23 protein-coding genes are annotated in these 25,397 nt (G+C 70.3%); 9 read left to right on the top strand and 14 right to left on the bottom strand.

All coding sequences use genetic code 11. From position 1 onward, the window contains the following. Nucleotides 1–37: 37 nt before the first annotated feature. Both DMH03_RS21835 and DMH03_RS21830 read right to left on the bottom strand, forming a co-directional pair. Nucleotides 38–1,042 carry a glucosyl-3-phosphoglycerate synthase gene (locus DMH03_RS21835; RefSeq protein ID WP_125793796.1) on the bottom strand — a complete coding sequence of 335 codons (1,005 nt, stop codon included), beginning with the start codon at nucleotides 1,040–1,042 and terminating at the stop codon, nucleotides 38–40. Nucleotides 1,043–1,146: 104 nt separating this feature from the next. Further along, entirely contained in the window at nucleotides 1,147–2,061 is a 915-nt protein-coding gene (locus DMH03_RS21830) for a hypothetical protein (protein WP_125793795.1), read from the bottom strand. Between the two features lie 59 nt (nucleotides 2,062–2,120). Between DMH03_RS21830 and DMH03_RS21825 the strand changes: the two genes are divergently transcribed. The 4 genes from DMH03_RS21825 (at nucleotide 2,121) to DMH03_RS21810 (ending at nucleotide 7,906) form a co-directional block, all read left to right on the top strand. Further along, complete coding sequence (locus DMH03_RS21825; protein ID WP_233611576.1) at nucleotides 2,121–4,847, top strand: FHA domain-containing protein; 2,727 nt, start codon at nucleotides 2,121–2,123, stop codon at nucleotides 4,845–4,847. Nucleotides 4,848–5,041: 194 nt separating this feature from the next. Further along, nucleotides 5,042–6,256 (top strand): glycosyltransferase family 1 protein, encoded by a 1,215-nt coding sequence (locus DMH03_RS21820; protein ID WP_199748960.1) that lies wholly within the window; start codon nucleotides 5,042–5,044, stop codon nucleotides 6,254–6,256. After that, complete coding sequence (locus tag DMH03_RS21815; protein WP_125793794.1) at nucleotides 6,250–6,957, top strand: class I SAM-dependent methyltransferase; 708 nt, start codon at nucleotides 6,250–6,252, stop codon at nucleotides 6,955–6,957. The genes DMH03_RS21820 and DMH03_RS21815 overlap by 7 nt, the downstream gene beginning before the upstream one ends. A gap of 25 nt (nucleotides 6,958–6,982) precedes the next feature. After that, nucleotides 6,983–7,906 (top strand): prenyltransferase/squalene oxidase repeat-containing protein, encoded by a 924-nt coding sequence (locus DMH03_RS21810; RefSeq protein ID WP_199748959.1) that lies wholly within the window; start codon nucleotides 6,983–6,985, stop codon nucleotides 7,904–7,906. Nucleotides 7,907–8,327: 421 nt separating this feature from the next. On the opposite strand, the gene whiA is transcribed toward DMH03_RS21810, so the two are convergent. The 4 genes from whiA to uvrC are packed head-to-tail and all read right to left on the bottom strand — an operon-like array spanning nucleotide 8,328 to nucleotide 13,162. Next, nucleotides 8,328–9,317, bottom strand: coding sequence for a DNA-binding protein WhiA (whiA, locus tag DMH03_RS21805; protein ID WP_061980674.1), 990 nt, complete (start codon nucleotides 9,315–9,317; stop codon nucleotides 8,328–8,330). Then, the gene (gene yvcK / locus DMH03_RS21800; protein WP_125793793.1) at nucleotides 9,308–10,309 is read right to left on the bottom strand and encodes a uridine diphosphate-N-acetylglucosamine-binding protein YvcK; all 1,002 of its coding nucleotides are present in this window, start codon (nucleotides 10,307–10,309) and stop codon (nucleotides 9,308–9,310) included. Before yvcK ends, whiA begins: the two co-directional genes overlap by 10 nt. Beyond that, on the bottom strand, nucleotides 10,296–11,153 hold the full coding sequence (gene rapZ / locus DMH03_RS21795; RefSeq protein WP_034311885.1) for an RNase adapter RapZ: 858 nt from the start codon (nucleotides 11,151–11,153) through the stop codon (nucleotides 10,296–10,298). The genes yvcK and rapZ overlap by 14 nt, the downstream gene beginning before the upstream one ends. A 50-nt stretch (nucleotides 11,154–11,203) precedes the next feature. Next, entirely contained in the window at nucleotides 11,204–13,162 is a 1,959-nt protein-coding gene (gene uvrC, locus DMH03_RS21790) for an excinuclease ABC subunit UvrC (RefSeq protein WP_125793792.1), read from the bottom strand. A 238-nt stretch (nucleotides 13,163–13,400) separates the two neighbouring features. Here uvrC and DMH03_RS21785 point away from each other — a divergent pair, with 238 nt between their 5' ends. Together DMH03_RS21785 and DMH03_RS21780 are read left to right on the top strand one after the other, a co-directional pair. Beyond that, a complete protein-coding gene (locus DMH03_RS21785; RefSeq protein ID WP_125793791.1) occupies nucleotides 13,401–14,138 on the top strand; it encodes a trypsin-like serine protease in 738 nt (245 codons plus the stop codon). 95 nt (nucleotides 14,139–14,233) lie between these two features. Then, nucleotides 14,234–15,013 (top strand): exodeoxyribonuclease III, encoded by a 780-nt coding sequence (locus DMH03_RS21780; RefSeq protein WP_125783669.1) that lies wholly within the window; start codon nucleotides 14,234–14,236, stop codon nucleotides 15,011–15,013. Nucleotides 15,014–15,305: 292 nt separating this feature from the next. On the opposite strand, the gene DMH03_RS21775 is transcribed toward DMH03_RS21780, so the two are convergent. From DMH03_RS21775 to rpe, 5 genes are all read right to left on the bottom strand, one after another. Next, nucleotides 15,306–15,749 (bottom strand): PH domain-containing protein, encoded by a 444-nt coding sequence (locus DMH03_RS21775; protein WP_125793790.1) that lies wholly within the window; start codon nucleotides 15,747–15,749, stop codon nucleotides 15,306–15,308. 17 nt (nucleotides 15,750–15,766) lie between these two features. Then, nucleotides 15,767–16,273 carry a 6,7-dimethyl-8-ribityllumazine synthase gene (gene ribH, locus DMH03_RS21770; RefSeq protein WP_125793789.1) on the bottom strand — a complete coding sequence of 169 codons (507 nt, stop codon included), beginning with the start codon at nucleotides 16,271–16,273 and terminating at the stop codon, nucleotides 15,767–15,769. Further along, nucleotides 16,270–17,544 carry a bifunctional 3,4-dihydroxy-2-butanone-4-phosphate synthase/GTP cyclohydrolase II gene (locus DMH03_RS21765; RefSeq protein ID WP_199748986.1) on the bottom strand — a complete coding sequence of 425 codons (1,275 nt, stop codon included), beginning with the start codon at nucleotides 17,542–17,544 and terminating at the stop codon, nucleotides 16,270–16,272. Before DMH03_RS21765 ends, ribH begins: the two co-directional genes overlap by 4 nt. A 53-nt stretch (nucleotides 17,545–17,597) precedes the next feature. Next, the gene (locus DMH03_RS21760; RefSeq protein WP_125783662.1) at nucleotides 17,598–18,221 is read right to left on the bottom strand and encodes a riboflavin synthase; all 624 of its coding nucleotides are present in this window, start codon (nucleotides 18,219–18,221) and stop codon (nucleotides 17,598–17,600) included. A 112-nt stretch (nucleotides 18,222–18,333) separates the two neighbouring features. Then, nucleotides 18,334–19,002 (bottom strand): ribulose-phosphate 3-epimerase, encoded by a 669-nt coding sequence (gene rpe, locus DMH03_RS21755; RefSeq protein WP_125794020.1) that lies wholly within the window; start codon nucleotides 19,000–19,002, stop codon nucleotides 18,334–18,336. A 146-nt stretch (nucleotides 19,003–19,148) separates the two neighbouring features. Here rpe and DMH03_RS21750 point away from each other — a divergent pair, with 146 nt between their 5' ends. The 3 genes from DMH03_RS21750 (at nucleotide 19,149) to DMH03_RS21740 (ending at nucleotide 22,405) form a co-directional block, all read left to right on the top strand. Then, complete coding sequence (locus DMH03_RS21750) at nucleotides 19,149–20,384, top strand: sensor histidine kinase (protein ID WP_125793787.1); 1,236 nt, start codon at nucleotides 19,149–19,151, stop codon at nucleotides 20,382–20,384. Further along, nucleotides 20,381–21,040, top strand: a complete 660-nt coding sequence (locus DMH03_RS21745; protein ID WP_125793786.1) for a response regulator transcription factor — start codon at nucleotides 20,381–20,383, stop codon at nucleotides 21,038–21,040. The genes DMH03_RS21750 and DMH03_RS21745 overlap by 4 nt, the downstream gene beginning before the upstream one ends. 240 nt (nucleotides 21,041–21,280) lie before the next feature. After that, nucleotides 21,281–22,405 carry a serine hydrolase gene (locus tag DMH03_RS21740; protein ID WP_125793785.1) on the top strand — a complete coding sequence of 375 codons (1,125 nt, stop codon included), beginning with the start codon at nucleotides 21,281–21,283 and terminating at the stop codon, nucleotides 22,403–22,405. On the opposite strand, the gene DMH03_RS21735 is transcribed toward DMH03_RS21740, so the two are convergent. The 3 genes from DMH03_RS21735 to fmt are packed head-to-tail and all read right to left on the bottom strand — an operon-like array spanning nucleotide 22,402 to nucleotide 25,264. Further along, on the bottom strand, nucleotides 22,402–22,908 hold the full coding sequence (locus DMH03_RS21735) for a flavoprotein (protein WP_125793784.1): 507 nt from the start codon (nucleotides 22,906–22,908) through the stop codon (nucleotides 22,402–22,404). The genes DMH03_RS21740 and DMH03_RS21735 overlap by 4 nt on opposite strands. Continuing rightward, nucleotides 22,905–24,341, bottom strand: coding sequence for an RsmB/NOP family class I SAM-dependent RNA methyltransferase (locus DMH03_RS21730; RefSeq protein ID WP_125793783.1), 1,437 nt, complete (start codon nucleotides 24,339–24,341; stop codon nucleotides 22,905–22,907). The genes DMH03_RS21735 and DMH03_RS21730 overlap by 4 nt, the downstream gene beginning before the upstream one ends. Continuing rightward, nucleotides 24,338–25,264, bottom strand: a complete 927-nt coding sequence (fmt, locus tag DMH03_RS21725; RefSeq protein WP_125793782.1) for a methionyl-tRNA formyltransferase — start codon at nucleotides 25,262–25,264, stop codon at nucleotides 24,338–24,340. The genes DMH03_RS21730 and fmt overlap by 4 nt, the downstream gene beginning before the upstream one ends. Nucleotides 25,265–25,397 lie beyond the last annotated feature (133 nt).

Genomic DNA, 25,397 nt, shown 5'->3' with positions numbered 1-25,397 from the left:
TCCGGGACGGTCACCGCGCGTCCTCGCAGGACACGGCCTAAGCGCTCCTGCGCAACGCGGGTGAATTCTCCGGCCGGATCTCCGGCGGGAGGCTCTCCAGCGGCGGCCGCTGGGTGAGGGCCACGTCGGTGAGCACGAGTTCCCGCTCGACGCCCTCCCCCGTGCCACGCCGGAATTGGGCGAGCGACGTCGACGGCGGCGCCGCGGAGATCACCCGGCCGCCCCGCTCCAGCCGGTCCATCAGGGTCAGCATGATCTGCGCGGCCATCCTGCCGAGCGCCTGGGTGCCCTGGTGGCGGTGGGTCCGGTGGCCGAGGTCGACCTGCGCGAGCGCGTCGAGCCCGTGCAGTTCGAGCAGGTCGATCAGATGGCCGACCTCGACGCCGTAATGCGTGACGAACGGGATGCCTTCGAGCACTTCGCGCCGCCCCGCGTACTCGCCGGCGAGCGGCTGGACGAAACCGGCCAGTTCCGGCCAGTACATGTTGAGCAGTGGACGGGCGACGAGTTCGGTGACCCGGCCACCGCCGTCGGGTTCGACACCCGCCGCGCCGGCGAGCGGCCGGTGATAGAACCCTTTGACGTAGGCGATTCCCGAATCGGTCAGCAGTGGCCCCAGCAGGCCGGTCACGTAGTCGGCGGTGAAGTCGCGCAGATCGCCGTCGACGAAGACGACGAGATCACCGGTGGTTTCGGCGACGCCCTTCCAGAGCGCTTCTCCCTTGCCCGGCAGGCTTTCCAGAGCCGGGAACACCGCGTCCTGCGCGACGACGTCCGCGCCGGCCGCGCGGGCGACCTCGGCGGTGGCGTCGGTGGAATGGCTGTCCACCACCAGGATTTCGTCCACCAGGGGAAAGCGTTCGACGAGTTCACGCCGGATGGTGCCGACGATCGCGCCGACCGTCTCGGCTTCATCGCGGGCCGGGATCACCACCGAAACCCGCGTCCCGCGTTTGGCGGCGACGAGTTCGCCCGCCCACCAGTCACCCGCCCGGCTGCTGCGCCGGGCGAGCCACGTGCCGACCTCCGCCGATACCCACATGGCTGCCCCTTCCTCGAAGATCACCTCACCGGGAAGCTTCGAGGGGAGCTGTTTCCATCCGTCGTCACCACGGAAACCGCCGCGTTACGCCTGCCCGCCGCAGGTTAACGGCCGGACAGTGCGGCGGAGAGGGCCTCACCGGTGCGGCGTTTGGCGAGGTAGAACGCCGCCTCGTGCGGTTTCGCCCCGTTGTCGACGGTGTAGCCGCTGTCCAGGACGCCGTCGGCGCCGGGGAACAGCCTGCTGAGGTCCGGCCGGGCGGCGACGAGATCGTCGCGGTCGGCCAGGTTCACCCAGCTCGCGACGCCGGGCGGGACGGACGGCGGCTGCGGGCGGGTCCGTTCGTAGACCACCGTGCGCAGGCCCAGCGGCGAGCCGAGGGTGAGCAGCAGCGGCAGCGGACGGCCGTGCAGATGGGCGGCTTCGTAGGCGACGACGGAACCGAGCGAATGCCCGATGATCGCCTCGGTCTCCGGGCCGATGTGTTCGGCGACGCGGTCCTGCACGCGTTTCCGGATCGTCTCGTCGGTGAGGTACAGCGTCACCTGTTTGAGTGCCTTGACCACCACGCGTTCGGCGAACGCCACCCCGAGCCTCGCGAACGGCTTCAGCCGCATCAGCGCGTTCAGCACCGGGCGGGCGGCCGCGCGTACGCCCTGGGTTTCCCCGTCCGGACCGCCGAGCCGGGCCAGTTCGGCACTCGCCCGCTCGCGATCCGTCTCGCGGGACGCCGACACGGCCGCGTTCCGGAGCCACTCCCCCGCCAGCGCCTCGGCGAGTTCCCACTCGTCGGCGGTGAGTTCGTCGGCGCCGCCTTGCTGGCCGTCCTTGAGGAAAAGGTCACCGTAGAAGGCCATCCGAGCGTCACCGGGCCGGGCGTCGCGCCACAGGGAGTCGGCCAGTCCGGCGTCACCGACGAGCCGGACACCGCCCGCCAGACTCGGCAGCCATTCCGCCTCGAGGGTGTCCGCGGACTTCTGTTCCTGGGCGATGCCGTGCACCAGAACGATCCGAGCCATGGCGCACAGTATCGCGGCCGCCCTTGCCGGTGACCGTCCGATGAGACAAAGTGATCTCCGTGGGAGAGCGGAGGTCGTTGGTCGTCGCGTCGCAGTGCGACTCGCTGAACCTTCTCTCGTTCCTCCCCGACGCGGGCCGTCAGGTTTCGACGGCCCTGCTCGACCCAGAGATCGGCGGCTGCGTCCCCGCGCTCGAGGACGGCCGCGGCCTGCTCGTCGACCCGACGATGGTCGAGCTGGACGACGCACTGGTGGAAGCGTTCGAGCGTGCTTCGGAAGACGAGGCGACGCTGTTCCTTTCGCTCGTCGGGCACGGCGAATACGCCGACGACGACTTCTACTTCCTCACCAAGGACACCGGCCTGCCGGTGGACAGCCGGAAATCGTTCCTGTTCGCCCAGCGCATCAAAGAGCTCCTCGGCCGCCACTCGATGCTGGACGGTTTGGTGATCCTGCTCGACACCTGCCACGCCGGGATCGGGGCGAGGCAGGCGGGCCGACGCTGGCTGCGGATCGTCGGCGAGGCGGGTAGACGGTTCGACCTGCTCACCGCCTCGGACGACCGTGTCGCGGCGAACGGGTGTTTCAGCCGGTCACTGGTTTCGGTACTCCGGTCGGGGCACGCCGAGTTCGGCGAGCGCGTCCGGTGCGCGGACCTCAAACGGGTGATCACCGGCCTGTGCCCGGCGCAGACCGCCATCCATCTGGGTTTCGACGGCACCCGTGAGGTGACCGAAGCCGACCAGGGACTGTGGCTCGCGCTGAACTCCTCGCCCGCCTGGCGGCGTTCGCCCTTGGCAGGCAACCCGGCCGCGCCGCGGATCGAGCGGCTGACCGCGGACTACCGGCCGGATCCGAAGCTCGGTGAGACCGTCGGGCACCTGCTCACCGGGACCCGCCTGGTCGTGCTCGCGGGCGAGGCAGGCACGGGGAAGTCGGCGATGCTCGCCGCGCTGGCCCGGCCGTCGGTGGCCGGTTCGTACGTGCCGCCGGACTTCCTGCACGCCGTGCTGTTCACCGGCCGAGGTGAGACCGCGGAACAGATCGCCCGTGAGCTGGCCAGGCAGTTGCGGCGCACCGTCCCCGGATTCGCCGGCGCCGAAGACGCCCATCGTGCCGGGCTCGACGACGTCGGCCGCGCCGGCGCGAGCGCGTTCGAGCTGGCACTGTTCGGCCCGCTGCGCCGTCTCGCTCCACAATGGACCGGCGGTCCGGTGCGGATCGCGATCGACGGGTTCGACGACCTCGATCCCGGGCTCCGGGGGCGGCTGCGCGAGGTTCTTCTCGACCTGTCGCTGGACCCGGCGCTGGCGTGGGTCAAAACGGTGGTGGCGACCCGGAAACCGGACGTCCTGGGGCCGGCGTTCGTGATCCGGCTCGGTCAGCGGAACCACCTCCTCGAACCGGAGGAAGCCTACGAGGGCGACCCCGTTCCGGGACACGACACCGGCTCTCCCACTTCGCCGAGGATCACTCCCGCCACCCTGATCATCGACGTCCCCGGCCTCCCGCCCGCGCGGCACGAACTGTCCTTCGGGCTCACGACGCTCGGCCGCAGCAGGAACGCCGCGCTCCGGCTCGGCGATTCGCGGGTTTCCCGGCTCCACTGCGAGATCCGCTGGGACGGCACGACGGCGTGGCTGACCGACCGGGACTCCGCCAACGGCACCTTCGTCAACGGGAAACGGGTGCCGAACGCCGAGTTGGCGCATCGGGACGTGCTCCGGCTCGGCGATTCGACGGTCACCTTCATCAGCGTCACGCAGGCGGACCGGGACGAGGAGGACGAGGAGCACGGCACCGGCGCGGTGGCCTCGCCGCGGCACGGTGACGCGGTCCTGCTGGAGCTGCTGGGGCTGGCCGCGGGACGCGGGCCCATCCCGATCTCGATCCTCACCGCCGCGAGCGCGGCGGCGGGCGGGCCGGACCGGCGGGTGCGCGTCCGCGATTTCCTGGCCGGGCTCGGTGATGCGGTCAGCCGGACGCGAGCGGGCCTCGCCGACGAAACCGTCCTGTGGACCGGTGCGCCGCCCGAGCTCTTCCCTGATGTGGAGACCCGTTTGCACGCCTGGCTGGCGTCGGCGACCTCGGAGGTGCCACTCGTGACCGGAGACGACGAGCCGACGCTCGAACAGGGTTATGCCGAGGCCAACGAGGCCGAGCACCTCTGGCTCGCCGGGCTCCGCGAAGACGCCCTCACCTCGCTGGAACGCCGGACGTCCCACATTCCGGTCGAGAACCGGGAACGCTGGGCGATCTGGGTGAACCGCGCGGCCGACGAGCTCGGTGAGACCGACCGCATCACGTTGCGCTGCAAGGCACGGCACGCGACGTGGACCGGCAAGGCGGGTGACGCGGCCGGGGCACTCGCCCGCTTCGAAGAACTCCTGCCGATCGCCACCGCCGCGCTGTCCAGCGGCGACGAAGACGTTTTGAGCATCCGCAACAACATCGGCCATCTGCTCGCCGAACTCGGCCGCTTCGAGGAGTCCCGGGCCGAGTTCGAAGCCCTCGTCCGCGACGCCACCCACGCGCTCGGAGCCGACCATCGCGAGACACTGCACGCGCGGCACTTCCTCGCGGTCGCGACCGGCAAGACGGGGAACGGGGAGGAAGCCCTCCGGCTCGCCAGGGAACTGCTGCCGCGGGCGAAACAGGTGCTGGGCGACGACGAGATCGTCAGCCACGTCCGGCACAACATCGCGTTCTGGAGCGCCGAAATCGAGCACCCCCCCCCGTCGTTTCGGACTACCGACGGCTCCTCGACGAAGCGACGGGACGGCTGAATGACCGGCATCCCGACGTCCTCGACCTCCGATACGGTCTCGCGCTCACCCTCGCCAAGGCCGGGCAGGTCACCGAGGCGCTGTCGACCTGGACCTTGCTGCTCGGCGATTCCGTCGAGGTCCGCGGCGAACGGCACGGCGAAACCCGGAAGATCCGCGAGCAGCTCGCGTACTGGAGCGCGCGGGAGTGAGCGGTGAGCGCACTGCGGATCGCGCTCCTGACCTACCGCGGGAATCCGCGCAGCGGCGGTCAAGGCGTATACGTCCGGCATCTGAGCCGCGAACTCGCCGCGCTGGGGCATCGCGTCGAGGTGCTGTCCGGGCCGCCCTATCCGGTGGTCGACGACGGCGTGCGGTTGACGAAGATCCCGGGGCTCGACCTGTTCGCGGAGCCGAACCCCTTCCGGACACCGCGGCCGCGGGAGTTGCGTGATCTGCCGTCGTGGGTGGAATTCCTCGGCATGCGCCGCGGCGGCTTCCCCGAACCCCTCGCCTTCTCCCTGCGTGCCGCCCGCCATCTCGCGAAACGCAGGAACGAATTCGACATCGTCCACGACAACCAAGGGCTCGGCTACGGGATGCTCCACTGTGGACTGCCGACCGTCGCCACGATCCACCATCCCATCGCCGTGGACCGGGCTTTGAAGCTCGCCACGGTCGCCGGACGCGACGCGGCGCGGGTCAAGCGGTGGTACGGGTTCGTCGACATGCAGCACCGCGTCGCACGGCGGCTGCCCACGCTGACGGTGTCCCGGGCTTCCCGCGCGGCCATCGGCCGGGAAATGGGTGTCCCGGAGGACCGGATCCAGGTCGTCCCGCTCGCCGCCGACACCAGGATCTTCCGGCCGCGGCCCGAAATCCGCCGGGTCCCGGGCCGGGTCGTGGCCACCGCGAGCGCGGACGAGCCGTTGAAGGGGCTCGAACACCTCCTGGCGGCGTGGGAACGGATCGAAGGCGAATTGGTGATCGTCGGCAAACCGAAACCGGACGGCCCGGCGGCGCGGGCGCTCGCCCGCCTCGGCCCCGGCGCGGACGTCCGATTCGTCACCGGGCTGACCGACGACGAACTCGCGCGGCTGCTTTGTTCGGCCGAAATCGCTTGTGTACCTTCACTGTTCGAAGGGTTCTCGCTGCCGGCGGCCGAGGCGATGGCCTGCGGAACGCCGGTCGTCGCGACCACGGGCGGCGCACTTCCCGAGGTCGTGGGTGACGCGGGGATCCTGGTGCCGCCGGGTGACGTACCGGCGCTCGCGGAGGCGCTCACCAAAGTCCTCGGCGACGAACATCTGCGCGCCGACCTCGCGGCCCGCGGCCGGGAAACGGCGGGGGCGCTGAGCTGGCGGCGCACCGCCGAGGAGACCGCCGCGCACTACCGGCGGGTCCTCGGCCGGGAGCGTGCGGGGTGCTGACCGTCGACTTCGACCGGTTCCCCGTCGGCCCCGGGGACCGGGTGCTCGACCTCGGCTGCGGGGACGGACGGCACGCCTATGAAGCGTACAAACGCGGCGCGGACGTGGTCGCCGCCGACCTCGACGACACCGCGCTGAAGTACGTGCGGGACATGTTCGCCAACCTCGCGAAAGCGGGCGAGGCTCCCGCCACGGCCTCGGCGATGGCGGTCCGCGCGGACGCCCTCCGGCTCCCGTTCCCGACCGGCTCCTTCACCCGGGTGATCGTGGCCGAGACACTGGAACACATCCACGCCGACCGGACAGTGCTCGCGGAGGCGAGCCGCGTGCTGGCACCCGGTGGACGGCTGGTGGCGACCGTGCCGCGCTGGTGGCCGGAGCGGATCTGCTGGCTGCTCTCGGACGCGTATCACGAGGTCGAGGGCGGGCACATCCGGATCTACCGGCGTCGCGAACTGCTCGGCAGGCTCACGGAAGCCGGACTGCGGCCGACCGGAAGCCATCACGCGCACGCGCTGCACTCGCCGTACTGGTGGCTGAAATGCGCTGTCGGCCCGGACGAGGAGCATCGGCTCTGCGCGCTGTACCACCGGTTCCTGGTCTGGGACATCATGCGGAATCCCCCGCCGGTGCGGTTCGCCGAGCGGGCGCTGAACCCGGTGCTCGGCAAGAGCCTCGTCGTCTACGCCCGCAAACCGTGAAGGCCACCGCCGCCGGATCGCGGCCGTGCAACGGCCGGACGGCGGGATCCCCTGGGAGACCGGCGGACACCTCGATCCGTGGAATCACCTCGAAGCCGCCATGGGGCTGGACGTCGCCGGACTGAAGGCAGAGGCCGAAGCCGCGTACGACTGGCTGCTTCGGAACCAGCGTCCTGACGGATCCTGGGCGGCCAGGTATCGCGACGGCGGGATCGACTTGTCCACCATGGACACGAACTTCACCGCCTATGTCGCGGTCGGGACACGGCACCATTTCCTGCTGACCGGGGACCGTGCCTGGCTGGACCGGATGTGGCCGGTCGTGGACAGGGCCGTCGACGCCGTCCTGCGGCGACAGCAGCCGTCGGGCGCCATCTCCTGGCGTGACGACCCCGAAGTCCGCTTGGTCGCTGGATGCGGCAGCATTCACCACGCACTGACCCAGGCGCTGGCGCTCGCGGCCACGATGGGGCTGGACCGTCCACAGTGGCGGGACGCAGCGCGGCGGCTCCGCGCGGCTCTGCTCGGCGAGCCACGCCTGTTCGCCGCGAAACCGCATGCGATGGATTGGTACTACCCGATCCTGGGTTCCGTCATGACCGGCGACGACGCCACCGCGCGGCTCGCCGCGGGCTGGGACCGGTTCGTCGAACCCGGCCTCGGAGTACGCTGCGTGCACCACGAACCTTGGGTCACCGGCGGGGAAACCGCCGAACTGGCACTGACCCTCGCCACCCGCGGCGAGCGGGCCCGCGCGGGCGAACTCCTCGCTTGCGTGGCCCGGCTTCGGCTCGACGACGGCTCGTACTGGACCGGATATCAGTACGCGGACGACGAGTTCTGGCCGGACGAGCGCACGACGTGGACCTCTGGTGCCGTCCTCCTCGCCACCGCCGCGCTCGATGGGGACCCAGCCACGTGCGAAGTCTTCGGCGAGCAGCACATTTAGTGAGCCGAAAGTCAAACGTGTCGTGCGAGGAGGCCTTCACAGACCGGTGAGCGTTTCCTCGCGCGGGGCCGGTGTCGCTCCTGCGTACGCGTTCTCCTGGTAGCGAGGGCCTCCTTCCCTACTCTGAAGGTAGGGAAGGAGGCTTTCGCTACCGTCAGATGTGATCCCTGGTGACAGTGGGACGGCTGTGACCTCGGCGGCCGGTCGTGAAGGCGTGACTCGCGTGCTTGAGGACGTAACTCGCGTGCCTGGACGCCGCACTCGCGAGATCCGGGTCCGAGCACGCGAGTACGGTGTCGCGTCACCCAGCCCACCGTCTCGCCCGACACACAACACCCTTGCCTTACCGCATTTAGTCCTCTGGATGCGGTCCTTGCACACGCAAGTACCGCATTTAGAGGACTGAACGCGGGCTACTCGCTCAGGCTTCGTCTTCTTCGAGCATGTCCGGGGTGACGGCGGATTCGGTGTCCGGAATGCCTTGTTCCTTCGCCTTCTTGTCGGCCATCGCCAGCAGGCGGCGGATCCGGCCGGCGACGGCGTCCTTGGTCATCTGCGGATCGGACAGCTGACCCAGTTCTTCGAGCGAGGCCTGCCGGTTCGACAGGCGCAGTTTGCCCGCGGCGAGCAGGTGATCCGGGGCGGATTCGCCGAGGATGTCGAGCGCGCGTTCCACCCTGGCCGCCGCCGCGACGGCCGCGCGGGCCGAGCGCCGCAGGTTGGCGTCGTCGAAGTTCGCGAGCCGGTTCGCGGTGGCGCGCACCTCGCGGCGCATGCGCCGCTCTTCCCACGCGAGCACGCTCGTGTGCGCGCCGAGGCGGGTCAGCAGGGCGCCGATGGCGTCACCGTCGCGCACCACGACCCGGTCCGCGCCGCGGACCTCGCGCGACTTGGCCTGGATGCCCATCCGCCGGGCGGCGCCGACGAGCGCCAGCGCGGCCTCGGGGCCGGGGCAGGTCACCTCGAGTGACGACGAGCGGCCGGGTTCGGTGAGTGAACCGTGCGCCAGGAACGCGCCGCGCCAGGCGGCTTCCGCGTCGGCGACGCCGCCGGACACCACCGCGGCGGGCAGTCCGCGCACCGGACGGCCGCGCTGGTCGATCAGGCCGGTCTGCCGGGCGAGTCCCTCGCCGTCCTTGACCACCCGGACGACGTACCGCGTGCCCTTGCGCAATCCGCTGGAGGAAATGACGTGGACGTCGGACTGGTGTCCGTACAGTTCGTGGATCTCCTTGCGCAGCCGCCTCGCCACCGAACCGGTGTCGAGTTCGGCCTCCACCACGACGCGGCCGGCCACGATGTGCAGCCCGCCCGCGAATCGCAGCATCGACGCGACCTCCGCGCGGCGCGGCCCGATCTTGGTGATCTCCAGCCGGCTCAGCTCGTCCTTCACGGCGGCGGTCATCGCCATCGCTGCCCCTCCATACCTTCAGCTCCTCCCCCGGTGAGACCGAGAGCGTCTCGCATACAGCCCGCGAGCGCATCAGGATCATGCCGCCCCGTCACGACCGGGTCAGCCACCGCCCCCAGCAACGCCCTCGCGCCCAGTCTCTCGGCGGCGTCCCGCAACCGGGCTGGTGAGGGCACCGAGTCGCGATCCGCGATGACCGCGTCCACCCGCAATTCCGGGGCGTGTTCGAACAGTACGTCCAAATGCTTCTCCGGAGAGAATCCCGCCGTCTCCCCCGGTTGGGGGATCAAGTTGAGGATGACGACCTTCGTGGCGTCCGTTCGGAGCAACGCGTCGTGCAGATCCGGTACCAGCAGATGGGGCAGCACGCTGGTGAACCACGACCCGGGGCCGAGGAACACCACGTCCGCGGCGAGCACGGCCTCGATGGCCTCGGGACACCCGCGCGGCGGCCGGTCGGCCTGCCCTGTCGGGTGCAGGCTGATCCGGTGCACCTGGCCCGGCGTCGTCGCCACCGCCACCTGACCGCGAATCCGCCGGAGCGCCTCGGGATTCTCGGCGTCCAGCCCCGAAACCTCACCTTGAATTTCCAGCGGTTCGGGTGACATCGGCAGCACCCGGCCGGAAATGCCCATGAGCCTGCTCGCCTCGTCGAGCGCGGCGACCGGATCCCCGAGCACTTCGAACAATCCGGCCAGCAACAGGTTCCCGACCGCGTGCCCGGCAAGAGCCCCGTCGCCGCCGAAGCGGTGCTGGAACACCTCCGCCCACAGGGTCCCGCCGTCTTCGGCGGCGAACGCGGCGAAGGCCTGCCGCAGGTCGCCCGGCGGCAGCAGCCCGAGTTCCCGGCGCAGCCTGCCGGACGAGCCCCCGTCGTCCGCGACGGTGACCACGGCGGTGACCTGCGAGGTCACCCGGCGCAGCGCGGTGAGGGTGGCGTGCAGGCCGTGCCCGCCACCCAGAGCAACCGCGCGCGGATCACTCGCGGCCAAGGTCGCGGTGCACCACCTTCACGGCCATACCGTCCTCATTGGACAGACGCTGGGCGAGCTCCTCGGAAATGGCGACACTGCGGTGCTTTCCGCCCGTGCAGCCGACGGCCAAGGTCAGGTACCGCTTGCCCTCGCGCTTGTAGCCCGCGCCGATCAGGCGCAGCAGCTGGTGGTAGCGGTCGAGGAACTCGTCCGCGCCTTCCTGGCTGAGCACGTAGTTGCGAACCTCACCTTCGAGACCGGTGTGGTCGCGCAGTTCCGGGATCCAGAACGGGTTCGGCAGGAACCGGACGTCCATCACCAGGTCGGCGTCCATCGGCAGGCCGTACTTGTAGCCGAACGACAGCACGGTGACGCGGGTCTGCGTGCTCGCCTCGGAACCGAAGGCATCCTCGATCTTGGCGCGCAGGTCGTGCACCGAAAGCGACGACGTGTCGAGCACCAGGTCCGCCTCTTCGCGCAGCGGCTCCAGCAGCGTGCGTTCGGCGGTGATGCCGTCGGCGAGCCTGCCGTCGCCCTGCATCGGGTGGCCTCGGCGGACGGCCTCGAACCGGCGCACCAGTACCGCGTCCGTGGCCTCCAGGAACAGGACACGCGGCTTGTACCCGCGGGCGTCGAGATCCTTGATGACCGACGCCAGGTCGTCGGTGAACGCGCGCGAGCGCACGTCCATCACCACGGCGACCTTGGTGATCGCGCCCCGCGCCTGCGCGCCGAGCTCGACCATGGTGGCGATCAGTTCGGGCGGCAGGTTGTCCACCACGAACCAGCCCAGATCCTCCAGGCATTTCGCGGCGGTGCTGCGGCCCGCTCCGGACAGCCCGGAAACGACCGCGACCTCCATCCCCGAACCGCGGCCTTCTTCTTGCGCACTCACGATGGTCCCTTCACCGATCACGTACCGGACTCCCCCGCCGCCGCGGCTTTCTCCCCTGCGAGTGCCGCGACGACCGCTTCCGCGGTGCGCCTGCCGAAGCCGGGCACCGCCTCGATCTCCTCTATCCGCGCTTCGCGGAGTTTCTTCACCGAGCCGAAATGCTTGATCAGCGCGGTACGCCGAGCCTGCCCCAGCCCGGGCACACCGTCCAATGCGGACACCTGCATCCGCTTGGACCGCTTCTCCCGGTGGTACCGGATGGCGAAGCGGTGCGCCTCGTCACGCAGCCGCTGCAACAGATACAGCGCGTCGGAGGTGCGCGGCAGGATCACCGGATCGGGATCGCCCGGCAGCCACACCTCCTCCAGCCGTTTCGCCAGACCGACCACGGCGACGTCGGTGACGCCCAGTTCGGAGAGGACGTCCGCGGCGGCGGTGGCCTGCGGGCCCGCGCCGTCGACGACGAGCAGGTTCGGCGCGTACGCGAACTTGCGCGGTTTACCGGTCTCCGGGTCGATACCCGGCCGATCCGGATCGACCGCGACACCCTCGGCGGTTTCCTTGAGGTAGCGGTAAAACCGGCGGCGGACGACCTCGGCGATCGACGCGACGTCGCCTTCCTCCGCGGCCTCGCGCAGGGCGAAACGCCGGTACTCCGACTTGCGCGGGATCCCGTCCTCGAAGACCACGAGCGAGGCGACCACGTCACTGCCCTGGATATGGCTGATGTCGACGCATTCGATGCGCAGCGGCGCGGTTTCCAGCGCCAGGTAGTCCTGCAGTTCCGCCAGCGCGGCCGAGCGCGCGGTGAGATCGCCCGCGCGGCGCAGTTTGTGCTGCGTGAACGCCTCACCGGCGTTGCGCGTCACCGTCTCCGCGAGCGCGCGCTTGTCCCCGCGCTGCGGCACCCGCAGGCTCACCCTCGAACCGCGTAGCCCGGAAAGCCATTCGCCGAGCGCTTCCGCGTCGGCGGGCAACTCGGGGACGAGGACCTCGCGCGGCACCGGCGACCCGAGATCGGGGTCGTCCGCGCGTTCGGCCTCCTCGCCGTAGAACTGCGTGAGGAAATGGTCGACGAGGTCTTTGACGTCCATCTCTTCGGCCTTGTCGATCACCCAGCCGCGCTGGCCGCGGACCCGGCCGCCGCGCACGTGGAAGACCTGGACGGCGGCTTCGAGTTCGTCGTGGGCGAAGGCGACGACGTCCGCGTCGGTACCGTCGCCGAGCACCACCGCCTGCTTCTCCATCGCGCGCCGCAACGCGCCGAGGTCGTCGCGCAGCCGGGCCGCGCGCTCGAACTCCAGCTCCTCCGACGCGGCCGCCATTTCCTGTTCCAGGCGGCGGATCAGCGCGTCGGTGCGACCGGCGAGGAAGTCGCAGAAGTCCTCGACGATCGCGCGGTGCTCGTCGGCGGAGACCTTGCCGACGCAGGGCGCGGAACATTTGCCGATGTAGCCGAGGAGACAGGGCCTGCCGATCTGGCCGTGCCGTTTGAAGACGCCCGCCGAGCAGGTGCGCGCCGGGAAGACCCGGAGCAGCAGATCGAGCGTTTCGCGGATGGCCCAGGCGTGCGCGTACGGACCGAAATACCGCACGCCCTTCTTGCGCGCGCCGCGATAGACGTGCAGGCGCGGGAACTCCTCGTTCATCGTGACGGCGAGGACCGGATAGCTCTTGTCGTCGCGGTAGCGGACGTTGAACCGAGGGTCGAACTCCTTGATCCAGTTGTACTCCAGCTGGAGCGCCTCGACCTCGGTGCTCACCACGGTCCACTCGACGCTCGCCGCCGTGGTCACCATCTGGCGGGTGCGCGGGTGCAGACCCGTGATGTCGGCGAAGTACGAGTTCAGCCTGCTGCGGAGGCTTTTCGCCTTGCCGACATAGACGACCCTCTTCGTGGCATCGCGAAATTTGTACACGCCAGGGGCGTCCGGGATGCTCCCCGGCGAGGGACGGTAGGTGGTCGGGTCAGCCACGTCGTCCAGCCTATGGGGCACCACCGACAGTCTTGCGAGCCCCCATGCCCTAACCCTCATTCGAGTGGCGCCTACCACGATGCGGTCCGTATTTAATTACGTATACCGACCTAAGTCTGGTCTTCGGCCGGATCAGACGTTCGTTGGTTCCTAGCGGGTGAACCGGGTGACTACTTTCCGTCCCAGTTCCACTTCATTCGGTTCTTCGTCAGATGACGCTCGAAAGGACTCCTGCACCGTGAGCCGTCTTCGCACGCTGGGCGCCGCCACCCTCGCCGCCGCAGCCCTCACCATGACCGCCGGCGCGGTCGCCTCCGCGGGTACCCCCACCGGTGTCCAGCCGAACATCGTGGGCGGCGGCACCGCCCCGACCGTGAGCTGGGGCGCCCAGATCTACGTCAACACCCCCGGCCGTCAGTGGGACGGCTTCAACTGCTCCGGCAGTGTGATCGCCCAGCGCTGGGTCCTGACCGCCAAGCACTGCCTCGACTCCGACGGCAGCGGCATGCGAGTCCGCGTCGGCAGCAACGCGCTGCAGGGCGGCCGTGAGATCGCGGTCGACCGCAAGGTGTCCTCGCCGAACGGCGCCGACATCTCGCTGCTCCACCTGGCCTCGGACGCCGGTGTCACGCCGATCTCCCTGACCGGCTCGAACCCGCCGGTCGGCAGCACCAACAAGCTCTACGGCTGGGGCCGTGAGACCCCGACCGGCCCGCCCGCCTCGGCGCTGAAGGTGGCCGACGTCCGCGTCACCGGCAGCTCGCGCGACGCCTACGGCGGCCCGGCCATCCAGAGCGTCGGCATCAACGGCTCGGCGTGGAAGGGCGACTCGGGCGGCCCCCAGGTCTACAACGGCGTCCAGGTCGGTGTCGCTTCGACCGTGCAGAACCAGAGCGGCTCGAACATCCGCGGCACCAACAACTACGGCAGCGTCGCTTCGGCCCGCTCCTGGATCCGCTCGACCACCGGGGTCTGACCTCCACCCCGGCCGGGCCCCTGTCGCGACGTGACCCGTCGCGACAGGGGCCCTTTCGCGTGGTCGTGTCGGTGGGGTGTGGGACGCTCGCGGGCATGCGGATCGCGACCTGGAACGTGAACTCGATCGGGCCCCGGCTGCCGAGGGTCCTGGACTGGCTCGGCTCGGTGCAACCGGATGTGCTGTGCCTGCAGGAACTCAAGAGCGGCACCGACGCCTTCCCCGTCGACGCCGTGAAGGAACTGGGCTACGAGACGGCCGCGTACGGCATCGGGCGCTGGAACGGCGTCGCGATCGTGTCCCGCGTCGGCCTGGAAGACGTGACGCGCGGCCTGACCGGTGAGCCCACCTTCGAGGACAAGGCCGACGCTCGGGCCATCGGCGCCACCTGCGGCGGGCTGCGGCTGTGGTCGGTGTACGTACCGAACGGGCGTGACCTGGAGAACCCGCACTACGGCTACAAACTGGCCTGGCTCTCGGCGCTGGAGGCGACCGTGCGGGAGGAGCAGGCGCGCGGACTGCCGTTCGCGGTGCTCGGCGACTTCAACATCGCGCCGACCGACGCGGACGTATGGGACATCGGCGTGTTCGCCGAATCGACGCACGTGACCGAGCCGGAGCGAAAGGCGCTCGCCGCGCTGCGCGACCTCGGGCTGTCGGACGTGTTCCCGCGGCCGCTGAAGTACGACCACCCGTTCACGTACTGGGATTACCGGGCGGGGAACTTCCCGAACAACAAGGGAATGCGGATCGACCTCGTGTACGCCGACGCCGTCGTGGCCGGTGCGGTGACGGATTCCTATGTGGACCGTGACGCGCGGAAGGGGAAGGGACCCTCGGACCACGCGCCGATCGTGGTGGATCTTTCGCTTTGAGCGCTTGCCGGGTCCCGCGCCGGACGTCATGAAAGGGTCGTTCAGGACGTTTTTTGTCCTGAACGACCCTTTCATGACACTTGAGTGCGCCCCCGCACTGCGGCCCGCACCCGCCCCGAACGCTAGGAAAGGTCCTTTCCTGGCAAATTTCGCAAGGAAAGGACCTTTCATGGCAGCCGTCCCCGGCGTTGCGGTGACCCGCGTCCGTGCCGGTCCCCGAACGCAATGAAGGGGCCTTTCATAGCAAATTTTGCTATGAAAGGCCCCTTCATTGCACGCTAGGGAGAGTGCGTCAGCCTTCCCAGGCCGCCTTGTGCAGCCGCCGCAGCGACCGCACCGCGGCCACCGCCCGGTCCCGGTCCACCGCCTGCACGGCCATGACCGAGTAGTACTCGTCGTCCGGCAGTTCCAGCCGCGCCCACGAGGCACCGTCCGGGAAGCTCACCGAAAGCACCTCGCTCCACGCGAACTTCTTGGTGATCAGCACGTTCCGGACCTCGATGCCGTCGGCGTCGGCCTTCACGCGCGCGGTCGCGAACAGCATCGTGCCCGCGGCGAGCAGGACGCCGATGCCGATCATCGCCGCCTGGTCGGACGGCTGGAAGATCACGCCGGTGTCCGAGCCGCGCAGCAGCACCGCGACGACCACGAACGTCGCCAGCAGGATCACCGCCAGCACCGAGCACATCACCAGGGCACGGCGGGGCCGCAGCACCACGACCTCGGACTTCGTCATCACATCCGCCTCGACGCTCACACGAAGCCCCGCTCGGTCCACGGCTGGCGCAGGTTCCGCAGCGCGTGCGCGGCGTCCAGTGCGGCGACCGTCGCTTCGTAGCCTTTGTCCTCGACGGAGCCGGGCAGGCCGGACCGGTCGAGGGCCTGCTGCTCGGTGTCGCAGGTGAGCACGCCGTTGCCGACCGGGGTGCTCTCGTCGAGCGCCACCCTGGTCAGGCCCGCGGTGACCGCGTCGCAGACGTACTCGAAGTGCGGCGTCCCGCCCCGGATGACCACGCCCAGCGCGACGACCGCGTCGTGGGTGCGGGCCAGCGCCTGCGAGGCGACGGGCAGTTCGACGGCGCCCGCGACGCGCACGACCGTCGGCTCTTCCTCCAGGTCGGCCGCCTTGGCCGCGGCGAGGGCGCCGTCCAGCAGCGCGCTCGTGATCTTCGTGTGCCAGCGTGTGGCCACGATGCCGAGCCTGATGTTCTTACAGTCGGACAGGTCGAGTTCGACGTCCGGACGGCCTTCGCCGCTCACCGCTTGCCACCTCCGTTGCCCTGGTCGACCTCGGCGCCGACCTGGTCGAAATGCTCCAGCTGGGACAGGTCGTGGCCCATCCGGTCGCGTTTGGTCCTGAGGTAGCGCAGGTTCTCCGGATTCGGCGAGATCGGCAGCGACACCCGCCCGGTGACCCGCAGGCCGTAGCCCTCCAGGCCGACGCGTTTGGCGGGGTTGTTCGTCAGCAGCCGCATCGAGCGGACGCCGAGGTCGCACAGGATCTGCGCGCCGGTGCCGTAGTCCCGCGCGTCGGCGGGGACGCCGAGCTGCAGGTTCGCGTCGACGGTGTCCGCGCCGGCGTCCTGCAGCTGGTAGGCCTGCAGTTTGTGCAGCAGCCCGATGCCGCGGCCCTCGTGTCCGCGGATGTAGAGCACGACGCCGCGGCCTTCCTTGGCCACCGCTTCCAGTGCCGCCTCCAGCTGCGGGCCGCAGTCGCAGCGCAGCGAGCCGAAGACGTCTCCGGTGAGGCATTCGGAGTGCACACGGACCAGGATGTCCTCGCCGTCGGCGATCTCGCCGTAGACGAACGCGATGTGCTCGATGCCATCCAGCAGGCTGTCGTAACCGACCGCGCGGAACGTGCCAGCCGCCAGCGGGATACGCGCCTCGGCGACCCGCTCGACCTGCTTCTCGGTGCGCCGCCGGTACGCGATCAGGTCGGCGATGGTGATCATCTTGAGGTCGTGGTCCGCGGCGAAGACCTCGAGTTCGTCGCGGCGGGCCATGTCGCCCTCGTCCTTCTGCGACACGATCTCGCAGAGCACGCCGGACGGCGAGAGCCCGGCGAGACGGGCCAGGTCGACGGACGCTTCGGTGTGTCCAGGGCGCCGCAGGACGCCGCCCTGCTTGGCGCGCAGCGGGACCACGTGGCCGGGCCGCCGGAAGTCCGACGCCTTGGACGCCGGGTCGGCGAGCAGCCGGACGGTATGCGACCGGTCGGCCGCGGAGATGCCGGTGGTGATGCCCTCGGCGGCGTCGACCGTGACGCTGTACGCGGTGCCGCGCTGGTCCTGGTTCGTGTGGTACATCGGCGGCAGGTCGAGCCGGTCCGCCTCGGCCTCGGTCAGCGCCACGCAGACGTAACCCGAGGTGTAGCGCACCATGAAGGCCATCAGTTCCGGCGTGGCCTTCTCCGCCGCGAAGATCAGGTCGCCTTCGTTCTCGCGGTCTTCGTCGTCCACCACGACGACCGGACGGCCCGCCTTGATGTCGGCGATCGCCGCCTCGATGGCATCGGCGTTCACGGCCACCCCGCCTCCACAGGGGGTCAGATCAGCCGACCCCGGAATCGCACTCGTCTCACTCACGCCCGCTCCTCCGTACCGCCATTGTCCCCCTGCGCGCGCAGATGCGGCATGGCCAGCTTTTCGACATACTTGGCGACCACGTCGACCTCGAGGTTCACCAGGTCACCCGGGGTGTTCCGGCCGAGAGTGGTGAGTTCGAGGGTGGTCGGGATCAGGGCGACGGAGAACTCCTCGTCGGTCACGGAAGCGACCGTGAGGGAAACGCCGTCGACCGCGATCGACCCCTTCTCGACCACGTACCGCGACAGCCTCTTGGGCAGCGCGAACGTGGTGAGCCCCTGCTCGTCCCGCTTGAGGAAGACGCCGGTGCCGTCGACATGGCCCTGCATGATGTGCCCGCCGAGCCTGCCGCCCGCCGGCGTCGCGCGTTCGAGGTTGACCACGTCACCGACGTGGACCTTCGCGAGGCTGGAGCGCTGCAGGGTCTCGTGCACGACGTCGACGGTAAACTCACCGCCCGCCACCGCGACCACGGTGAGGCACACGCCACTCACCGCGATGGAGTCACCGTGCCCGGCGTCGCTGGTCACCAGCGGACCCCGCACGGTCAACCGCGCGGCGTCCGGGACCTGCTCGACCGCGGTGACCTCGCCGAGTTCCTCGACAATGCCGGTGAACACTCCTGCTGCCCTCCTCCTGGCTCGCACCGCCGCTGGAAACGGTGCTCCCCTCATCCAACACCCATCGGGGCCGATTCCTTCTCCTGACCCGACGGCGGATCAAGAGGCGGGATCAGCCGCGGGCACGGGCCGCCTGTTCGCGCAGCGCCGCGACCGCCTTACCTGGGTCTTCGGCGCCGTAAACGGCGGAACCGGCGACGAAGCAGTCCACACCGGCCTCGGCGGCCTGCTCGATGGTGTCGGCGTTGATCCCGCCGTCGATCTCGACGACGAGCTTGAGGTGACCGGTGTCGACCAGGCGCCGCGCCGTGCGCACCTTGTCGAGGACACCCTCGATGAACGACTGGCCGCCGAAACCGGGCTCGACCGACATCACCAGGAGTGTGTCGTAGTGCTTGAGGGTGTCGAGGTGGTCCTCGATCGGCGTGTTCGGTTTGATCGACAGGCCGGCCTTGGACCCGGCGGCGCGCAGGTTCTTCGCGAGCGCGATCGGGTCGTGCGCGGCCTCGACGTGCACGGTGACGTTGTACGCGCCCGCCTCCGCGTACCCGATGGCCCACTTGTCGGGGTTCTCGATCATCAGATGGCAGTCGATCGGCACGTCGGTGGCCTTGAGCAGCGACTTCACCACGGGCAGGCCCAGGGTCAGATTCGGCACGAAGTGCGCGTCCATGACGTCGACGTGGACCCAGTCCGCGCGGGTTTCCCCCTCCCCCGCGACGGCGCGGATCTCGTCGCCGAGCCGGGCGAAGTCCGCGGAGAGGATGCTGGGTGCGATCAAAGGTCGGTGAGCCACGCGCCCGAGTGTAGGAGGACACCGCTAACGCCCGCTAACCGGCTGTGACCGCCCCGCCGGTCTTGAGGATGACGGGAAATGGCACCCCAGTGGGAGGTGCGCGCACGGCCGGGGCGAATAGCGTTCCGGTCATGGTCAACCCCCTCAAACCGCTGGTGCGGATCGGTAGCTATCGGAGCGTGCCGTTCGGTTTCCTCGGCATGGCGATCACCGCGATCCCGTTCCCGATCGCGCTCATCCCCGCCGTCCTCATCCCGGGCGACGTGCGGGCGAAGGCGGTCTACGGCGTGCTCGCCATGGGCGTGCTGGTCGCGCTGGCCGGGCTGCCGGGGCCGATGCGGCGCGTCGGCATCTGGTTCGCGAACCAGATGCTGGGCACCCGGATCGCGCAGCCACTGCCGAATACGAAGATCGCCTGGCCGGAGCGCTGGCGCTCGGCGGCATGGCTGGTCGTGCACACCGCGCTCGGCTGGGTGCTGTTCGGCCTCGGCTGCTTCCTGTTCCTGGGATTCGTCCTGACCCTGGTGTGGGCGGGCGGTGGCGGCAGTCCCATCGCGATCTTCGGCCAGGAGGTGACGATCGAACCCGGCATCGCCGGAGCGTGGACATTGCCGATCGGGTTCTTCACACTCGTGGTGATCGCGTACGTCCTCGCCGGCTTCACCAAACTGTTCCAGTACAGCGCGGTCGCGCTGCTGGGACCCTCGGCCGCCGAACGCGTCGCCGCGGCCGAGGTCCGGGCGAACCACTTCGAACAGCGCAACAGGCTGGCGCGCGAACTGCACGACTCCATCGGCCACACGCTGACGACGTCGACCATCCAGGCCGCCGCGGCCGCCGAACTGGTCGACTCCGAACCGCAGCTGGTGCGGAAGGCTCTAGGCACCATCGAGGAGTCTTCACGGGCAGCGCTCGAAGACCTCGACCACGTACTCGGCCTGCTGCGGGAGGACCGGTCGTCCCGCGAACCCGAACGGCGGCTCATCGAGGCCGCGACGCTGGCCGAACGCGCCCGATCCGGCGGAGCGGTGATCGACTACGAGCTGACCGGCCCCGCCGCGGAACTGCCCGCGACCCTTTCGCGGGAGGCGTACCGGATCGTCCAAGAAGGACTGACGAACGCGTTGCGGCACGCCCATCCCGGCCCGGTTTCCGTGCGGGTCGCGGTCCTCGCCGACGCGCTGCGGATCGAGATCGTGAACCCGCTCGTGGAGTACGCGGCCGTTTCCGGCCGCGGCGGCAACGGGCTGCCGGGGCTCACCGAACGTGTCGAAGCCCTGCGCGGCGAGCTCGTCGCGGGGCCTGCCGTCGACGGGGAACCGCTGTGGCGGCTGGTGACCACGATCCCGCTACGGTCGCACTCATGACACTGCGCGTCCTGATCGTCGACGACGAACCCCTGCTGCGCGCCGGATTGCGCTCGCTGCTGGACAACCAGCCGGATCTGACGGTGGTCGGTGAGGCGGGCGACGGCGGCGAGGTGGTCGGCCTGGTGCGGCGGACGCGTCCCGACGTGGTCCTGATGGACGTGCGCATGCCGGGAGTGGACGGGATCGAGGCGACCCGGCGGGTGCTGGCCGGGACGGCCGAGCCGCCGAAGGTCCTCGTGATCACGACGTTCGACAACGACGATTACGTCTACGACGCGCTGCTCGCCGGGGCGAGCGGGTTCCTGCTGAAGCGGGCGCGCAAGGAGGAATTCGCGCACGCCATCCGCACCGTCGCCGCCGGGGAGACACTGCTGTTCCCCGACGCGATCCGGCGGATGGTCACCGCGCGCCCGGCGCCGTCCGGCCTCGCTCCCCGGCCGTCCTCGCTGACGAAACGGGAGACCGAGGTGCTGCGGCTCATCGCCACCGGGATGTCCAATGTGGACATAGCGGCCGAGCTGGTGATCAGCCTCGAAACCGTCAAGACCCATGTGGGCAACATCTTCGGGAAACTGGGCGCGGCGAACCGCAGCCAGGCGGTGGTGTTCGCCTACGAGACCGGCGTCGTCGCGCCGGGGCACAGCCTGCGCTGACCTCTCGGTGCGGGGGCGGCACGCGCCGCGGCAGGGCGGTCGGGCACTCAGGTGAGGTTCGTGGTCCGGCCGCGGTGCTCCCAATGTGGCATTGGGGTCGCTGAGCGTCCCCAATGCCACATTGGGGGCACCGAAAGCGGGCGCCAAGCGGAGGCTTCACGGCCAGGTGGGGCAGACCCCCGGTCCGGCGTGGGGCCTGCCCCATGGCTACCGCACCCGACCGTCCCTAGCGTGATGACCATGCGAAAATCCTTGCCAGGCAAGAAGGTCATCGCCGTCGGTTCGCTGGTCGCGCTGCTCGCCGCGACGACCGCCACCCCGGCGCTCGCCGCGAGCGGACCACACGACAAGGTCGACCAAGCGCTGAAAACGCTGGTGCAGGACGGCGTCCCCGGCGCTCAAGCGACGGTGACGAGCCCGTCCGGGCGCACGTGGTCGGAGCGCGAAGGCGTCGGGAACGTCGAGACCGGGACGCCGTTCCCGCACGGTTCGAAGTTCCGGGCGGCCAGTATCACGAAGACGTTCGTCGCCGTCGTGGTGCTGCAACTGGTCGCCGAAGGGAAGGTCGGGCTGGACACGCCGATCGACCGGTACCTGCCGGGGCTCGTCAAGGGGAACGGCAACGACGGCACCAAGATCACCGTCCGGCAGCTGCTCCAGCACACCAGCGGGATCTACAACTACCTCCGTGACCTCGACCTCGAGGAGTGGCGCCATCGCGGTGCCGAACCCGAGGAGCTGGTGGCGATCGGGCTCGCGCATCCGCCGTTGTTCGCACCCGGCACGAACTGGTCGTACTCCAACACGAACTACATCATCGCCGGGATGCTGATCGAGAAGCTCACCGGTCGTTCCGTCGCCACCGAAATCCGGAGCAGGATCACCAAGCCGCTCGGCCTGCGCGACACGTACCTGCCGTCGCGCGGCGACGAAGGCCTGCCGTATCCGCACGCCAGGGGCTACGCGCCGGGTCCCGCCGGCCACACCGACTACACCGAATTCGATCCGTCGGCCGCCGGGGCCTCCGGCGGGCTCATTTCGACCGGTGCGGATCTCAACCGGTTCTACGGCGCGCTCGTCGACGGCCGACTCCTGCAGCGCGCGGAGCTGGCGGAGATGCAGCGCACCATTCCGGCACCCGTCGGGCTCCCGGGCGCGCAGTACGGTCTCGGCATCGCGTCCGTCCCGCTGTCGTGCGGCGGCACGTTCTGGGGGCACGGCGGGAACATCGTCGGTTACGCGAACCTGTCGGGCGCCGTCCCGCACGGCAGGCGGGTGAACGTCGTGGTGAACCTGAATCCCGCGCCGCCCAAGGTTGCGGACGACCTCACCAAGGCGCTGGACACCGGATTCTGCGCCCGCTAAACCGACGGCAGCAGGTCCAGCACGGAGGTCCACGAGGCCTCCGGGCTGAGCCTCGCGGTGGTGACCCCGGCGGAGGCGAGCGTGTCGAGATGGCGCTGCCACGCCGGATGGTGCACCCGCGTGTCCTGGATCTGGTAGCCCAGCACGATTGTGACGCCCGGTGTGCCGAGGACGTCGCCGAGCAGGGTCAGCGCCTGGTTGTCGGCGATGCCCAGCGCCAGTTTCGCCACGGAGTTCGCCGACGCGGGCGCGAACAGGAACACTTCGGGATCCGGATGCGGGCGGGGTTCGCCCGGCAGCCGGGAGGTACTGCGGACCGGCAGCTCGGTGCACTTCTCCAGGTCACCGAGCCCGCCGGTCTCTTCCAGCCAGCGGGCCGCGGTGGGGGTCAGCGTGATCGCGAGCTCCCAGCCGCGGTCCGCGGCCGGTTTCGCGAGCTGCGCGGCGAACCGGGTGTCCAGTCCGCCGCACGAGCTCGCGACCAGGCCGAGGACCCTGCTCACCCGGCGGAGTCCGGCTTCCGCAGGACGGCGCAGAACATCGCGTCCGTGCCGTGGCGATGCGGCCACAGCTGGACGTACGGGCCGTCGCCGAGCTGCGGGACATCCGGGAAGAACTCCCGCGCGTCGACGATCTGGGCGCCGGCGCGGCGCGCGGTCTCCCCCACGACGCCTTCGGTCTCGGCCAGATGCGGCGAGCAGACGACGTAGGTGACGACACCGCCGGGACGGACCAGGTCCAGCGCCGCGGTGATCAGCTGGCCCTGCAGTTTCGTCAGGTCCGAGATGTCACCGGGCTGACGGCGCCAGCGTGCCTCCGGGCGACGCCGCAGCGAGCCGAGCCCGCTGCACGGCGCGTCGACCAGAACGCGGTCGTAGCCCGGTTCGAGACCGGACTCGCGGCCGTCGGCGACGTGGATGGTCACCGGCAGGCCCTGGACGGCGTTCTCGATCAGCTTCGCGCGGTGCGGTGCCTTCTCGACCGCGTCGACGGTCGCGCCGCTGATCGACGCCAGCGCGCCCAGCAGCGCGGCCTTGCCACCCGGACCGGCGCACAGGTCCAGCCAGCGCTCGTCGGAGCCGGTGAGCGGGACCTTCGTGACGGCGACGGCGCACAGCTGGCTGCCCTCGTCCTGCACCGCGGCCAGCTTTTCCCTGATCGGCTCGATGTCGCCGGGGTCGCCGGAGCCCGCGGGCATCCGGACACCGTAGGGCGAGTACGGGGCGACGTCGCCGCCGGTGATCGCGGCCAGTTCGTCGGCGCTGATCTCGCCGGGCCGGGCGACCAGGTGGACGTCGGGACGGTCGTCGTCGGCCTCAAGAGCCGCCTTCAGCTCAGCGCCCTTGTCCCCCAAGGCTTCCGCGAACGAACGCGCGACCCAGCGCGGGTGCGCCGTCCGCAGCGCGTAGGCGCCGATCGGGTCGACGGCCTCGTCCGGCGCCAGCTCGTTCAGCCAAGTCTCTTCGTCCTTTTCGGACACCGAGCGCAGCACTGCGTTCACGAAACCCGCGATCCAGGAACCGACTTCGGCGCGAACGAGGTCCACAGTGGACCCGACGGCGGCGTGCTCGGGGATGCGGGTGCGCAGCAGCTGGTACGCGCCGAGCCGCAGCCCGTCCAGCACGATGGCGTCCACTTTGGCCAGTGGCCGGTCGAGGCATGCCTCGATGACGGCGTCCAGCATGCCGACCGCGCGGCAGGTGCCGTAGGTCAGTTCGGTGGCCAGCGCCGCGTCACGACCGGAGATCCGGCGGTTGCGCAGCAGCTGCGGCAGCACCAAGTTCGCGTACGCGTCGTCTTCACGGACCGCGCGCAGGACGTCGAAGGCGACCTGCCGGGCCGGGTCGATCTGCGGCGGGCGGCTCGGCCCCTCTTTACGCGGGCCAGGGCGGCCTCGCTCCGGCCTCGACGGCCGGCGTTCCCTACGCTCGTTCACTGCAGGCGCTCTCCTTGTTCGATCCTCGTACCGCGCGCCCAGTCGGTGGCCGCCATCCGCTTCTTCCCCTGCGCCTGCACTTCGCCCAGCCGCACCGGCTTCGACGCCGTGCCGACCAGGACCCGCTTGCGTTCCACGACCAGCTCACCCGGCGGGGGCCCCGGCTCGTCGACGACCGTCACCGGGCCGAGCTTCAGCCGCTCGCCCCGGAACTCCGCCCACGCACCGGGTTCCGGCGTGACCGCGCGGATCTGCCGGTCGACCGCGGTGGCCGGATCGGCGAACGACACGCGCGCGTCCTCGACGGTCACCTTGGGCGCGTAGCTCAGGCCGTCACCGGTCTGCTCGACCGCGCGCAATGTGCCGTCGGCGATTCCGTCCATCGTGGACACGAGCAGCTTCGCCCCGGACTCCGCCAGCCTGGCGAGCAGCTCCCCGGCGGTGTCGCCGTCGGTGATCTGCTCGGTGATCACGCCGTAGACCGGTCCCGCGTCGAGTTCCTTGACGATACGGAAGGTCGAGGCGCCGGTGATCTCGTCCCCGGCGCGGATCGCGGCCTGGACCGGCGCGGCGCCGCGCCACGCGGGCAGCAGCGAGAAGTGCAGATTGACCCAGCCGTGCGCCGGGATGTCCAGCGCGGCTTGGGGCAGCAGCGCCCCGTACGCGACCACCGGGCACGCGTCGGGGGCGATCTCCGCGAGCCGGGCGAGGAACGCGGGGTCGCTCGCCTTCGGCGGGGTCAGCACCTCGATCCCGAGCTCGTCGGCCAGCGCGCCGATCGGGGACCGGACGACGCGGCGGCCACGGCCCGCCTGAGCGTCCGGACGGGTCACCACGGCGACGACCTCGTGCTGTTCGGACGCGAGAAGCGCCCGCAGCGACGGGACGGCGGGTTCGGGGGTGCCGGCGAAGACGAGGCGCATCAACGCACCTCCGCCGGGGGGACGGGTACCTCTGACTGGGCGAACATCGCCGCTCAGTCTAGAAGGGCCCCGCCGCCGGGGCGCGCTCGCTGTCCCCGTGCCCGCCGTCGAGCGCCATGAACGGTCCTTTACT

This window comes from Amycolatopsis sp. WAC 01376 (assembly GCF_003947415.1).
GTDB lineage: Bacteria > Actinomycetota > Actinomycetes > Mycobacteriales > Pseudonocardiaceae > Amycolatopsis.
This window is presented reverse-complemented; position numbering and strand designations above follow the sequence as displayed.